Here is a 12,030-nt window from a genome sequence, read left to right as displayed (position 1 = left end):
ACACCGGTATACCGCTTGCCGACTCAGGACGGACGCACCGCCATCTTGTCGAGCGCCTCCAGCAGTGCGGGAAGCTCGGGGCCACGACCCACCGGCAGTACCTCTCCCGGCTCGTCGTCCAAGAGCACGAAGGCGATGTCGTCGGTCCTGGCGACCAGTGACCAGCCAGGACCGTCGGCCCGCAGCGTGCGCGCGTCCCCCGACGCGAAAGCCGACCGCACCCGGCCGAGGGGCGGCGGCGTGTCCACGTAGGCACGGGCCTCAGCCAGGACGCGCCTGACACCGGTCAGAGGTGTCGCTTCGGCATCCGCCGAGGGGCCCTTTGCGGCCCCGGCTGTCTCGAAGTCACTGTCGTCGACCTGCGCCCGCCAGGCCGCCCATTGCAGCGCTATCTCGTCCGCACCCAGCCGCCGCTGTGCCGGGCCCCAGTCGCCGGCCTCCGGTGGTGCCAGCGGGGGTTGCTCTGCGTCGGGATCGGGTTCAGGGTCGTGTGGAGCTGGGATTCCGGGAGCCGCCACGGCGACCGCCAGTGGCCAGCCGGGCAGTGCGGTGACCACGGTGCGTTCATCGGGGGAGAGGTCGTACTCCATACCGCAGTCCCACGAGGCGATCGCCACGGCCACGAGCGACACATCGTCGACAACGACCGTCCAGCGTGCACCCGCGCCGTCCTGGCCGAGCACCAGCCCGTAACCGTCGGCCAGCGGCGGCAGGTCCAGCGTCGCGCAGGCCTCCGGATAGTCGTCGCCCAGCACGCTGGGGAACTTGGCGGGCGTCAGGAGTACCGCCGTCAGTACGTACAGCGCGTCGTCGTCGGCGGCGACAGCGTCGTCCGTCCCGGCCATGCCAGCCTCCCCATCGCTTCGTCCGTCGGCGCACCCTAACCACTGGCCCCAGAGATCGTCGAGGGGTGGATGACCAGGAAAATCACCGGGGGCCAGCCCCGCGGGACGGGCACGGGAGGGAAGTGGCTCAAGCGGCGGGGAGGCCAAGGAGCAAACGAGCCACGTCTCGTGGTGACTCGTCGCGTTCGCGCGCCAGGGCTATGACGGCGCGGCACGCGAGCTCGTTGACGCCGAAGGACAGTGCCTCCGGGGAGACCCATCCCGTCGCTTCATCCATCGCGGCCTGATCGTCCTCGGCGCATGCCGCGACGTATACGGCGGCTGCTTCGAAGAGGTTGTGCGGGCGCTCGTGTTTGTGGTGGCCGCGTGAAGTCCCGTTCCCGGCCTGTGGTGGCTTGTCGGCCCGCCAGAATTTGCGGAGTGCGTCAAACATGTGGTCTACCTTCCCCCGGTGTGTGCCACCACCGTTGTTCCCTGCATCTGCCCCACGTCAACGTAGAGTTAGTGCTCCGGTGACAGAAGGGGGACCGCGCGGTGAAGCGTTTCGAGCGGCTCGCGCAGATCAGGCGCCTGGACCCGGAGCGGGACTACCTCGAGATCTACCGCCTCACCACGACATTCGAGTTTCCCTGGGACTACACGCGCGCACTCGAACTCGCCCTCTATCGCACGTATGCGGTGCCCAGCATCGGCCGGCTGCTCGCACAGACAGCAGAGCTGACGGGCCGTACGCAGAAGAGGTACGACGACACGGCTCTCCTGCTCGACACCGTCGTGGAACACGGCTTCGTCAGTGACGAGGGCCGCACCGCCATCCGCCGCATCAACCAGATGCACCGCAGCTACGACATCAGCAACGACGACATGCGATACGTGCTGTGCACGTTCGTGGTGGTGCCGGGGCGGTGGATCGACACCTACGGCTGGCGCAGGCTCTCGCGTCACGAGAGGGTCGCAGCCGCCATGTACTACCGCACCCTTGGGCAGCACATGGGCATCAAGGAGATCCCTGGCTCCTACGAAGAGTTCGAGAACTTCCTCGATGAGTACGAGGAGGCGAACTTCGGCTGGGAGCAAGGCGGTCGTAGCGTCTCCGACGCGACTCTGGACCTGATGGCCTCGTGGTATCCGAGCCCTCTGGCGCCCATGCTGCGCAAGGCGACCATCGCGCTGCTGGACGAGTCCTTGCTGCGGGCGTTCCGCTACGAAGAGCCGGACGCGGTCACCCGCTCGCTGGTTCGTGGTGCGGTGCGACTGCGAGGGCGTGCCGTTCGCCTCATGCCGCCACGCAGGGCACCGCATTACGCGCGTCAGAACCGGGAGATCAAGGGCTACCCCGACGGGTACGAGGTTGCCGAGCTGGGCTCCTTCCCCGTGCCGGGCGTGCGCGGCTGCCCGGTGTCGCACAAGGGAACGTCAGCGAGCGCTCCCGTCGAGTGACGCCAAGGTGTCGCGCAGCCAGGCGAGTTCTGCCCGGCTCGTCGCGCGGGCGATCGTGAGGATTCCGCGCCGGAAGGGATCATCAAGCTCCTCGGCAGGCAGGGGCCGGTCCCCGTCGTAGAAGAAGCTTGCCGGCTCCTCCAGGAAGGTGAGGCGCCGCCGCAGTACCTCTGCTTGCGCTTGCGCGTCGTCGAGGTGGCGCAGGAAGGCGAGAAGCGTGAACCAGCGGTTCTCGTCGGTGATGTCCCCCCGTGCTGGGTCCGCGAGCCGCTTGTGCAGCTCCTGTCTGCCGACCGGAGTGAGCCTCAGGACGTGGCGCGGTGCGGCCGTGGCACCGGGCTGGGTCTCCCTGGCCAGCAGTCCAGCCTTCTCCAGCCTCTTGATGGCGGGATAGAGCGTGCTCTCTGCCACGGGGCGCACGTGCCCTGTCAGCGCGGTGATGCGCTTGCGCAGTTCGTAGCCGTGCAGGGCGGCGTCGTAGAGGAATCCGAGGATGGCCAGTTCGAGCATGGAAGGCATTCTGCCCCATCGCACCTATCCCACCGCTGTACCTCTTCTACGTAATACATCGTTGCCGATGCATGGTCTCTGGAGTCCACTCACAGTGGGCCGTGTGAATGACACGACGAAGGAAGCGGGGGTGCGGCGATGCGGGAGGCCCAGTTCGACGGGCAGGGCAGCCGGGTGCGGTGGACCGAGGTGGACGGGGCGAACCCGGCGCGGGTCTATGTCCATGGCCTCGGCGCGGCGTCCACGGTCTACCACGCGCACATAGCCGCCAGGCCCGAACTGGCGGGCAGGCGCTCCCTGTTCGTGGACCTGCCAGGGCACGGCCTCAGCGACCGACCCGCCGACTTCGCCTATGCCCTGGAGGATCACGCAGACGCGCTGGCCGCCGCCCTCGACGAGGCTCAGGTCGTCGGGGCGGAAATCGTCGCGCACAGCATGGGCGGTTCCGTGGCCATCGTGCTCGCACACAGGCGCCCCGAGCTGGTGACCAGACTGGTCCTCACAGAGGCCAACCTCGATCCGCACCCTCCCGCCACGGCAGGCAGCAGCGGCATCGCCACGTACACGGAGGAGGACTTCATCGCGGGCGGCTACGCGCGCGTACTGGAGAAGGTCGGCCCCACCTGGGCGGCCACCATGCGCCTCGCGGATCCCCTGGCACTCCACCGGACCGCGACCGGACTCGTCGCAGGCACCCGCCCGACGATGCGCCGGATGCTCATGGAACTGCCGGTCGACCGCGTCTACATGCAGGGCGATGCGAGCGGCGAGCTCGCCGGGCACGATGAACTGACGGCAGCAGGAGTGCGCGTGGTGACTGTGCCGGGAGCGGGGCACAACGTCATGTTCGACAACGCGGACGCTTTCGTCGCCGCGATCGCCGGATCATGACCCGACCGACCTTGACTGCTCGCTGCCTGGGGTCGGGTTCAGTCCCGGCGTACGGCCAGGGCGAGGAAGCGGGCATCTTCGTCGACGTACGAAGTCATGAGCCAGCCGGAGTCTGCGAGCAGCGGTCCCAGGTTGGCCTCCGCCCGTAGGTCGTCCGGAGTGATCTGCCGCCCCTGACGTGCCGCGAGCGCTGCCCTGCCGATGGGGTGAAAGAGGGCCAGCAGCCCTCCGGGGCGGACGGCCCGCCGCAACTCCCGGAGGTTCTCGGCGGGGTCAGCCAGATGGGAGATCAGCCCGGCGCCGAACACGGCGTCCAGCGACTGCGTGCGCACCGGCAGACGCGTCACGTCGGCGAGCAGGAGTTGCCCGGCAAGGTCCCTGCCCGCCCGCGTGGCGGCTTCCAACATGGCCGGCGTCAGATCGGCGCCCAGCACCACGCCCGAGGGCCCTACGGCGTCCCTGAGTGCCGTCAGCGCGCGTCCCGTACCGCACCCGGCGTCGAGCACGGCGGAGCCGGGGCTCAAGGCGAGTTCGGCAACGGCGGCTCGGTAGGCGGGCCCGTCGTCGGGAAAGCGTGTGTCCCAGTCGGCCGCGCGGGCCGTGAAGAACTCTTGGACCTGCGTGTGGTCGTCGCTCATACGACCCATGATCCCGCATAGTGCCGCACGCCCGTTGGGTGCACTCGTTCGAGCGTGACGCGATCGTTCAGGGCCGTCTCTCTGTCACATTCCAGCAGCTTTCGAAATGCGCCCCCGTTGTGCGCCCGCCCTCGGACTACCGTCCCGGGGCCATGGGACACCTGGACCACGCCACCTTCGGCTGGCTGACCCCCGTGCTGTCGTACGCGCTGGCCAGTATCGGCGCCGCTCTCGGGCTGTGCTGTACCGTCCGCGCCCTCGATGCCACGGGCAGGTCGCGGCGGAACTGGCTCATCACCGCCGCTTCCGCCATCGGAACCGGCATCTGGACGATGCATTTCGTCGCCATGCTCGGGTTCGGTGTCACCGGCACGGAGATTCACTACAACGTGCTCCTGACCTTCCTGAGCCTTCTGGTCGCGATGGCCGTCGTCGGCGCCGGAGTTTTCGCCGTGGGATACGGCCGCGATCGAGGGCGCGCCCTCGCGCTGGGTGGACTCACTACGGGGCTCGGCGTCGCCAGCATGCACTACCTCGGCATGGCGGCCCTGCGTCTGCACGGCGATGTCCGGTACGACCCTGTCATGGTCGGGCTCTCCGTGGTCATCGCCGTTGTCGCGGCAACCGCCGCTCTGTGGGCCGGTCTCAACATCAAGTCCCCGCTCGCGGTCGCCGTGGCTTCTCTGGTCATGGGCGGTGCGGTGACGAGCATGCACTACACCGGAATGCTCGCGGTCAGCGTGCGGGTGGCCCCCTCCGAAGCCGCCCTGCCCGGGGCCACCACGATGCAGTTCATCTTTCCCGTCGCCGTCGGCCTCGGGTCCTACCTGTTCCTCACCTCGGCCTTCGTCGCTCTGTCCCCGACCAAGGGCGAGCGCGAGGCCTCCGTGTCGGCCCAGCGACCGGTTGACGGTGTCGCCTCCTGAAGATGCATCCGGGGACGGCCGGGACACCGCACCCCACCCCACCCAACCGAGCGAGGAGGCCATGGAGACCACCGGAAGCACCCCCGATCCAGCCGCGGACGCGGCACCTCACCCCTGGCCTCCTGGGCAGCCGACGCGCGGCCGCCGCGCCCACGCAGGACCGCCCGCCGACGAACGCCCGGACGCAGAAGACCAATTCGTGGAGCCCTCGACGCACAGGGCGTCCACGCCCGCGGGCTGGTCGTGGCTGCGTCCCCGTACCGTCCGGGCCAAGATCGTGTGTCTGCTGATGGTGCCCGTCGTCTCACTGCTCGCCCTGTGGGGGTACGCGACCGTCAGTACCGCGCAGGATGTGGCTCGCTTGCGGCAGGTGCAGCGCGCCGACACCGACGTACGTGGCCCGGTCGAGGCAGCTGTCACCGCGCTCCAGGCCGAACGCGTCGCCGCCGTACGCTACGCGGTCGACCCCGGAGCCGACCGCAGGGGTGTGCTGGAACGCCGGGCCGAAAGGACCGACCGCGCGGTGGCCGAACTGCGTCTCGGCGATCAACGGACCGTGGCTGACGGAGCTGGCTTCCCCGAAGGGGTGGCCGCCCGCCTGAAGGCCTTCGTGACCGGAGCCGAAGGTCTCCCGGCACTGCGGGTGGACGTGTTGGGCCGACGCACGGGCTGGGATGTGACGTACGGCCAGTACACGCGGACCATCTCCCAGGCCTTTGCGGTGGGTGGAGCCCTCACCGGCATGCAGGACAGCACGCAGGGCTCCCACGCGCGCGTGCTGCTCGAATTCTCCAGGGCGGGGGAGATGCTGGCCCGTGAGGACGCCGTGCTCGCTGCGGCTCGGAAAGCCGGCGCTCTGGAAGGAGAGCGGCTCCGACTGTTCACCGGAGCCGTCGACACCCGCCGGACCCTGACCGAAACAGCGGTCGCGGACCTGCGCGGCCCTGAGCGCGCGGCGTGGCGCGGACTGGAGGGGGCCACGGCGTACGGGAACGTTCGGGCAGCCGAGGACAAGGTCCTGGTGGCCGCGCCCGGCCGCAACGCACTCGCCGCGGCTCCGGCGAAGACGTGGGACGAGGCCTACGCGACAGTGCGGGACGAGCTCCATGCGATCGAGGAGAAGGCGGATCGTAGCGCCGCAGATCGTTCCGACCCTCTGACCCATGGCGTGCTCACCCCAGCGGGCGCCGCGGTCCTGCTCGGACTGGTCGCCGTCGCCGCCTCACTCGTCGTCTCCGTACGCATCGGGCGAGGACTCGTGGTCGAGTTGGTGAGCCTCCGCAACGGAGCCCTGCAGATCGCACGACGCAAACTCCCGCAGGCCATGCGGCGGCTGCGGGCAGGCGAAGAGATCGAGACGCGCGCGGAGGCACCCCCGGGGCCACCGGCGGAGGATGAGATCGGCCAGGTCGCCGAAGCGCTCGACACCGTCCACAGAGCGGCCCTGCACGCCGCGATCGAGCGCGCGGAGCTCGCAAGCGGCATCTCCGGAGTATTCGTCAATCTGGCCCGCAGGACCCAGGTGCTCGTCCACCGCCAACTGAACCTGCTCGACACCATGGAGCGCAGGGCCGACGACCCCAACGAGCTCAGTGACCTCTTCCGACTGGATCACCTGACCACCAGGATGAGACGCCACGCGGAAAGCCTGATCATCCTCTCTGGAGCCGCGCCCGGCCGAGCCTGGCGGATGCCCGTCTCCTTGACGAACGTCGTGCGCGCCGCTGTCTCCGAAGTCGAGGACTACGCGCGCGTGGAGGTACGACAACTCCCAGCGACCTCGGTCCTTGGGACCGCGGTGGCCGACCTCACCCACCTTCTGGCCGAGCTCGTCGAGAACGCCGCCCAGTTCTCGCCCCCGCACACCAAGGTGCGCGTCAGCGGCGAACCCGTGGGCAACGGCTATGCCCTGGAGATCGAGGACCGAGGGCTGGGCATGGGCAAGGAGACGCTCCAGGAAGCCAACCGTCGTATCGAGCATTCCGAGGCGCTCGACCTGTTCGACAGCGACCAACTCGGCCTGTTCGTGGTCAGCAGGCTCGCGGCACACCACGACATCAAAGTGCACCTGCGCACCTCCCCCTACGGAGGGACCACAGCGGTCGTGCTGCTGCCGACCGTACTCCTGCACAGCGGCACGGCGGAAAGCCCGCAGCCTCGTTCGGAGGCCCGCCGGATGGCGCGCGGGGCCGGAGCCGGGGCTGACCTCGACAAGGAGCACGCACGCGTGCACGACGCAACAGGCCACGACATGAACGCCAACTCCGTCCCGGCCACGCCCTCCCGACCCGTCCTGGCCGCCGCGGTCGAGACCCCGTCGCCGCCCGGGGTCACCACGTTGCGCTTGCACCACGCCCGGGACGCAAGCGAAACGCCGGGCACCCCGCCCTCTCATGCGGATGCGCTCGACGTCGCCGGCCCCGACGCGACAAACGCAGCACAGGACACGTCGAGTGAACTACCGCGCCGTGTACGCCAGGCGAGCCTCGCACCCCAACTGCGCGAACCGCACCCCGTAAACAGTCGTGGCGACGCGACAGACGTCGGGAGAGACGAGCGCAACCCTGAAGAGGTACGCGATCGCATGACCGCCTACCGCAATGGCTGGGCACGCGGAGGCGGTCGGCCACCGGGCATCGGCGGTTCGGTTCCCACGCCTTCGGGGCCCGTACCGGCCAGTGATCGCAGCGAAGGAGATCCCGCATGATCCAGGACCAGAGCATCCCCACCGGTCGGGCCGGAGAACTCGACTGGCTGCTCGACGACTTGGTGCTACGAGTCGGCGAGGTGCGGCACGCCGTGGTGCTGTCCAACGACGGGCTCCCGGTCGGTGCGTCGACCGCCCTCACCCGAGAGGATGCCGAGCACCTCGCTGCCGTCGCCTCGGGCTTCCACAGCCTCGCCAAGGGCGCGGGTCGACACTTCGGCGCGGGCGGAGTGCGCCAGACCATGGTCGAGATGGATGACGCGTTCCTGTTCGTGGCAGCCGCGGGCGACGGCTCCTGTCTTGCCGTGCTCACCGTGGTGACGGCGGACATCGGCCTGGTGGCGTACGAGATGGCTCGCATGGTCAAACGCGTGGGCGAGCACCTCTACACTCCGGCGCGCTTCACCGAACAGCCACCGGCCGCCGGATGACCGGGAGTGGTGGTACCCATGATCGAGGACACGAGCGACGTCCCGGAGCAGCCGGGTAGCCAGTGGTACGACAACGAAGCCGGCCCTCTCGTCCGGCCGTACGCGATGACGGGCGGACGGACCAGCCCGGGACCACGTGGAGTCCGTTTCGATCTGATCGCCCTGGTGACGCTGGACGACAGCGCTCCAGGGCCCGGTGACAGCACGGCACTCGGGCCTGAACACCGGGCGCTCATCGAACTGTGCCACGCCGAGACGCAGTCCGTCGCCGAGCTCGCCGCGGGCGCGGACCTGCCAGTCGGCGTGGTCAGGGTGCTGCTGGGCGACCTGCTGGAGATGGGCTGCGTCAGGGTCAGCCGACCTGTGCCACCCGCACAGCTTCCCGATGAAAAGATCCTCCGAGAGGTGATCGATGGGCTCCGAGCACTCTGACACCATGGGCACCGACACGACGGCCCTGGCGCTGAAGATTCTGGTCGCGGGCGGTTTCGGGGTGGGGAAGACCACCTTGGTGGGCGCGGTCAGCGAGATCCGCCCGCTGCGCACCGAGGAACTGCTGAGTGAACTGGGCCAGTCGGTGGACGACACCGACGGAGTCGACCGGAAGACCACGACGACTGTGGCCATGGACTTCGGCCGCATCACCATCCGATCCGGCCTGTCGCTGTACCTGTTCGGCACTCCCGGCCAGGACCGGTTCTGGTTCCTGTGGGATGAGTTGTCACAAGGTGCCCTTGGTGCCGTGGTCCTCGCGGACACCCGGCGGCTCGAGGACTGCTTCCCCGCCGTGGACTACTTCGAGCACCGTCGCATTCCGTTCGTCGTGGCAGTCAACTGCTTCGCGAATACACGTACGTACGGTGCGCACGAAGTGTCACGAGCCTTGGACCTCGACCGCGGGACGCCCGTGGTGCTGTGTGACGCCCGGGATCGCGATTCGGGGAAGGAGGTGCTGATACGGCTGGTCGAGTACGCCGGGCGGGTTCATACCGCGCGGCTGCTCGACTCCGTCGGATGAGTCCTGGGTGCACCGGCAGTGAGCACGTCAGCTGTACCGGGGCGAACCCCGTGAGCCGGATGCGTCAGTCGGAGACCCCGGCGTACGCCAGCACTTTGTCGATGCGTACGCGGACCAGGAGTTCTCCCGGAACGCCGTTGCGCTGGGCGAACTCCTCGGCGCGGTCCTCACCCATGTAGCGGGCGCCGAGCCGTCCCGCCCAGTGCTGGACCTCGGCGATGTCCTCGCTCAGCTCCGCGCGCCCCTGCAGGACGACGAAGGCAAACGGTGGCTGATCGTCGTCGACGCACAGCGCCATCCGCCCGTCCCTCGCGAGGTTGCGACCCTTGACGGTTTCCTTCCCGGTGTTGAAGACGAGGTCGTCCCCGTCGAGAAGGAACCAGATCGGTGCGATGTGCGGGCCGCCGTCGGCCCGGACGGTCGAGAGCTTGCCGGTGCGAGTGCCGTGCGAGACGAAGGCCCGCCATTGGTCATCGGTCATCTTCTGTGCCATGTCCTCATCATGCTTGCCGGGGCGCCGGTCGTGGGGAAGGCTGGCAGGTCAGATCCTCCAGCCAAGGGGATTCGACGCGGAACGGACACGGGGAGACGGGAACATGGGGCAGAGCATGGGGCTCGGCTGGCTGCTGGACGACCTGACGCAGCGGGTGGAGCACGTACGACACGCGTTGGTGCTGTCCAACGACGGCTTGGTGACCGCGGCCAGTTCGGACCTGAAGCGGGAGGACGCCGAACACTTGGCTGCGGTCTCGTCGGGACTGCACAGCCTCGCCAAGGGGTCGGGCCGCCACTTCCATGCCGGAAACGTCCGGCAGACGATGATCGAGTTCGACGACGCGGTGCTCTTCGTCACCGCTGCCGGCGACGGCAGCTGCCTGTGCGTCCTCAGCTCGGCAGAGGCGGACATCGGTCAGGTCGCGTACGAGATGACGCTGCTCGTGAACCGGGTCGGCGAGCACCTCAGCGTGGACGCCCGGCAGCCGGAGCGCCCCCCGGTCGTAGACATCTGACCTGCGCTGACGCTGTCACGTCAAGGGTTATCCACAGGCCCAGCGAGAATCGTGGGATTCGGTCTACGGTTTTTCCCGAGAGCAATCACACCGCACGGGGGAGAACCACGATGACCGGTGACACCATCACGCAACAAGCCGGTGAAGTGACCGTCCGGCCGGCCGTCACGCCGAGCTGGGCAGCCAGGGAACTGGGGCTGAAGCGCGGAGAGTTCGACTTGGCCGTCATGCTCGGGCGCATCCGTACGGTCCGTACGGTCGGGGAGACGCCGGGCGAGCAGCGCCGCGTCACCCGTGAGGAGATCGACCGTGTGCGTGGGGGCGAGGGCTGTCTCGAAGCATTGCGCGAGGGGGTCAGAGCCGTGGGGACCACGGAGGGCGCCGAGCTCATGCAGATCACCACGGCGCGCTTCACCCGCCTTGCCCGCGCAGGCTTCCTGACGCCGGTGAAGTTCTATCTGAATCGGTACCGGACTGTCGTTTGGCTCTATCTCGCCGAGGAGCTACGACACTTCACCGCTTCCGAACTGAACACCGCACTCCTCAAGGGCCGGCTGCCCGAGACGCTGCGAGGGCGGCTCGAAGACGGTCAGGACCTGCGGGCACGCAACTGGCGGGGGCGGCACGCCGGATTCCTGCTCCGCCAGTCGGATGACGCGTGGGAGCGGGTGGCAGTCATGGCTTCGCTGCTCGACCCGGTACAGATCGCGGAGATCGTCAGGGACCCCTATGAACGCGCCTACATCAACCGGCTCAAGCCCGTGCCACGCAGCAGCCATGGGGGACCGGAGTCTCCGGGGGGACGCATCGTGGAGAGGATCACCACGGCGGACGACCCCGACGAGATCCGGTGGCTGCGTTCCAGTCTCCTGATCGGGCTCGTCCAGGCTCGCGCGCAGCGCCCCGCACCACGACCGGTACCGCGAGCCGACCATGCACCGAGCACCCACGCCACGGAATGGACGGCGCCAGGTGCTACCAAGGCCGCAGTCACAGCTACAGCCAAGACCACCGGCACGGTGATGAGCGTGCCTCTGTCCTCGAGTTCGGCAGGGGTGCAGGAGCCGCGGAGCCTGATGAAGTGGTTCGGCCGCCGAAAATCCTAGGCAGCGTGGGCCGTCCGGGTCCCTTTCGCGACGGTGTCATCCCATCGTCGCGTCCAGGTCCTTGGCGTACTCCTCGATGGCGGGACGGTAGGCCGCGAGCTCCCGGTCTCCGGTCGTGGTGACGAGCAGGGTCAGAAGCAGCTGCATGGCGTCATGCGTTCGACCGATGTTGTACAGGGCCATGGCCAGGAACGTCTTGAGGCCGTTGTCATCGGGGAACTCGGCTGCCCCTTCGCTGAGGGTGGTGACGGCTTCCTCGTGGCGCCCGAGGATGCGGTAAGTACTTCCCAAACCCAGAAGGGCTCCGCGGCGGTCGTCCTCTGCCAAGGCCGATCCGCTGAGCGCGCGCTCGTAGTACGGCACCGCCTCGGCCTCCAGGCCCAGCGTGTCGTGGACCCACGCAGCCTGGTACGCGACCTCCGCGTCCAGGGGCAAGGCGGATGAGAGAGCGACGAGTCGCTCTCTGGCCTCCTCGCGCCGCCCCGTCTCGCGAAGCCGCATGGCCTCC

15 protein-coding genes are annotated in these 12,030 nt (G+C 68.7%); 9 read left to right on the top strand and 6 right to left on the bottom strand.

What is annotated here, in order from left to right; all coding sequences use genetic code 11:
* Window positions 1-23: 23 nt before the first annotated feature.
* Window positions 24-845 (bottom strand): hypothetical protein, encoded by an 822-nt coding sequence (locus NOO62_RS03395; RefSeq protein WP_268769389.1) that lies wholly within the window; start codon window positions 843-845, stop codon window positions 24-26.
* Window positions 846-972: 127 nt separating this feature from the next.
* Window positions 973-1,278, bottom strand: coding sequence for a hypothetical protein (locus tag NOO62_RS03390; protein WP_268769388.1), 306 nt, complete (start codon window positions 1,276-1,278; stop codon window positions 973-975).
* A 101-nt stretch (window positions 1,279-1,379) separates the two neighbouring features.
* Here NOO62_RS03390 and NOO62_RS03385 point away from each other — a divergent pair, with 101 nt between their 5' ends.
* Window positions 1,380-2,285, top strand: a complete 906-nt coding sequence (locus NOO62_RS03385; RefSeq protein ID WP_268769387.1) for an oxygenase MpaB family protein — start codon at window positions 1,380-1,382, stop codon at window positions 2,283-2,285.
* Here NOO62_RS03385 and NOO62_RS03380 read toward each other — a convergent pair.
* Window positions 2,262-2,795: a PadR family transcriptional regulator gene (locus NOO62_RS03380; protein WP_268769386.1), complete on the bottom strand. Its 534-nt coding sequence runs from the start codon at window positions 2,793-2,795 to the stop codon at window positions 2,262-2,264. The genes NOO62_RS03385 and NOO62_RS03380 overlap by 24 nt on opposite strands.
* 138 nt (window positions 2,796-2,933) lie before the next feature.
* On the opposite strand from NOO62_RS03380, the gene NOO62_RS03375 reads away from it, so the two are divergent.
* The gene (locus NOO62_RS03375; RefSeq protein WP_268769385.1) at window positions 2,934-3,686 is read left to right on the top strand and encodes an alpha/beta fold hydrolase; all 753 of its coding nucleotides are present in this window, start codon (window positions 2,934-2,936) and stop codon (window positions 3,684-3,686) included.
* A gap of 38 nt (window positions 3,687-3,724) precedes the next feature.
* Here NOO62_RS03375 and NOO62_RS03370 read toward each other — a convergent pair whose 3' ends face one another.
* The gene (locus tag NOO62_RS03370) at window positions 3,725-4,324 is read right to left on the bottom strand and encodes a class I SAM-dependent methyltransferase (RefSeq protein ID WP_268769384.1); all 600 of its coding nucleotides are present in this window, start codon (window positions 4,322-4,324) and stop codon (window positions 3,725-3,727) included.
* Between the two features lie 152 nt (window positions 4,325-4,476).
* On the opposite strand from NOO62_RS03370, the gene NOO62_RS03365 reads away from it, so the two are divergent.
* The 5 genes from NOO62_RS03365 to NOO62_RS03345 all read left to right on the top strand — a co-directional run bounded on the left by NOO62_RS03365 (window position 4,477) and on the right by NOO62_RS03345 (window position 9,406).
* Complete coding sequence (locus NOO62_RS03365; protein ID WP_268769383.1) at window positions 4,477-5,250, top strand: MHYT domain-containing protein; 774 nt, start codon at window positions 4,477-4,479, stop codon at window positions 5,248-5,250.
* Window positions 5,251-5,311: 61 nt separating this feature from the next.
* Window positions 5,312-7,957 (top strand): nitrate- and nitrite sensing domain-containing protein, encoded by a 2,646-nt coding sequence (locus NOO62_RS03360; RefSeq protein ID WP_268769382.1) that lies wholly within the window; start codon window positions 5,312-5,314, stop codon window positions 7,955-7,957.
* Window positions 7,954-8,388 carry a roadblock/LC7 domain-containing protein gene (locus NOO62_RS03355; protein ID WP_268769381.1) on the top strand — a complete coding sequence of 145 codons (435 nt, stop codon included), beginning with the start codon at window positions 7,954-7,956 and terminating at the stop codon, window positions 8,386-8,388. The genes NOO62_RS03360 and NOO62_RS03355 overlap by 4 nt, the downstream gene beginning before the upstream one ends.
* Window positions 8,389-8,406: 18 nt before the next feature.
* Complete coding sequence (locus NOO62_RS03350; protein ID WP_268769380.1) at window positions 8,407-8,820, top strand: DUF742 domain-containing protein; 414 nt, start codon at window positions 8,407-8,409, stop codon at window positions 8,818-8,820.
* Window positions 8,801-9,406, top strand: coding sequence for a GTP-binding protein (locus tag NOO62_RS03345; protein ID WP_268769379.1), 606 nt, complete (start codon window positions 8,801-8,803; stop codon window positions 9,404-9,406). Before NOO62_RS03350 ends, NOO62_RS03345 begins: the two co-directional genes overlap by 20 nt.
* Window positions 9,407-9,470: 64 nt before the next feature.
* On the opposite strand, the gene NOO62_RS03340 is transcribed toward NOO62_RS03345, so the two are convergent.
* Window positions 9,471-9,899, bottom strand: coding sequence for a PPOX class F420-dependent oxidoreductase (locus NOO62_RS03340; RefSeq protein WP_268769378.1), 429 nt, complete (start codon window positions 9,897-9,899; stop codon window positions 9,471-9,473).
* Between the two features lie 103 nt (window positions 9,900-10,002).
* Here NOO62_RS03340 and NOO62_RS03335 point away from each other — a divergent pair, with 103 nt between their 5' ends.
* Window positions 10,003-10,416, top strand: a complete 414-nt coding sequence (locus NOO62_RS03335; protein WP_268769377.1) for a roadblock/LC7 domain-containing protein — start codon at window positions 10,003-10,005, stop codon at window positions 10,414-10,416.
* Window positions 10,417-10,526: 110 nt separating this feature from the next.
* Window positions 10,527-11,522, top strand: coding sequence for a DUF6397 family protein (locus NOO62_RS03330; RefSeq protein ID WP_268769376.1), 996 nt, complete (start codon window positions 10,527-10,529; stop codon window positions 11,520-11,522).
* Window positions 11,523-11,558: 36 nt separating this feature from the next.
* Here the strand turns inward: NOO62_RS03330 and NOO62_RS03325 are convergent, their stop codons facing one another.
* Window positions 11,559-12,023: a tetratricopeptide repeat protein gene (locus tag NOO62_RS03325; RefSeq protein WP_321170552.1), complete on the bottom strand. Its 465-nt coding sequence runs from the start codon at window positions 12,021-12,023 to the stop codon at window positions 11,559-11,561.
* Window positions 12,024-12,030: the final 7 nt, after the last annotated feature.

This window comes from Streptomyces sp. Je 1-369, from assembly GCF_026810505.1.
Classification (GTDB): domain Bacteria; phylum Actinomycetota; class Actinomycetes; order Streptomycetales; family Streptomycetaceae; genus Streptomyces.
The sequence above is the reverse complement of the archived record's forward strand: the minus strand, read 5'-3'. Positions and strand labels throughout refer to the sequence as shown.

Coding starts and splice junctions, on each gene's coding strand:
- NOO62_RS03380 (WP_268769386.1), bottom strand. CDS start 2,795: ATGCTCGAACTGGCCATCCTCGGATTCCTCTACGACGCCGCCCTGCAC.
- NOO62_RS03370 (WP_268769384.1), bottom strand. CDS start 4,324: ATGAGCGACGACCACACGCAGGTCCAAGAGTTCTTCACGGCCCGCGCG.
- NOO62_RS03395 (WP_268769389.1), bottom strand. CDS start 845: ATGGCCGGGACGGACGACGCTGTCGCCGCCGACGACGACGCGCTGTAC.
- NOO62_RS03390 (WP_268769388.1), bottom strand. CDS start 1,278: ATGTTTGACGCACTCCGCAAATTCTGGCGGGCCGACAAGCCACCACAG.
- NOO62_RS03335 (WP_268769377.1), top strand. CDS start 10,003: ATGGGGCAGAGCATGGGGCTCGGCTGGCTGCTGGACGACCTGACGCAG.
- NOO62_RS03340 (WP_268769378.1), bottom strand. CDS start 9,899: ATGGCACAGAAGATGACCGATGACCAATGGCGGGCCTTCGTCTCGCAC.
- NOO62_RS03330 (WP_268769376.1), top strand. CDS start 10,527: ATGACCGGTGACACCATCACGCAACAAGCCGGTGAAGTGACCGTCCGG.
- NOO62_RS03325 (WP_321170552.1), bottom strand. CDS start 12,023: ATGCGGCTTCGCGAGACGGGGCGGCGCGAGGAGGCCAGAGAGCGACTC.
- NOO62_RS03345 (WP_268769379.1), top strand. CDS start 8,801: ATGGGCTCCGAGCACTCTGACACCATGGGCACCGACACGACGGCCCTG.
- NOO62_RS03365 (WP_268769383.1), top strand. CDS start 4,477: ATGGGACACCTGGACCACGCCACCTTCGGCTGGCTGACCCCCGTGCTG.
- NOO62_RS03375 (WP_268769385.1), top strand. CDS start 2,934: ATGCGGGAGGCCCAGTTCGACGGGCAGGGCAGCCGGGTGCGGTGGACC.
- NOO62_RS03350 (WP_268769380.1), top strand. CDS start 8,407: ATGATCGAGGACACGAGCGACGTCCCGGAGCAGCCGGGTAGCCAGTGG.
- NOO62_RS03355 (WP_268769381.1), top strand. CDS start 7,954: ATGATCCAGGACCAGAGCATCCCCACCGGTCGGGCCGGAGAACTCGAC.
- NOO62_RS03360 (WP_268769382.1), top strand. CDS start 5,312: ATGGAGACCACCGGAAGCACCCCCGATCCAGCCGCGGACGCGGCACCT.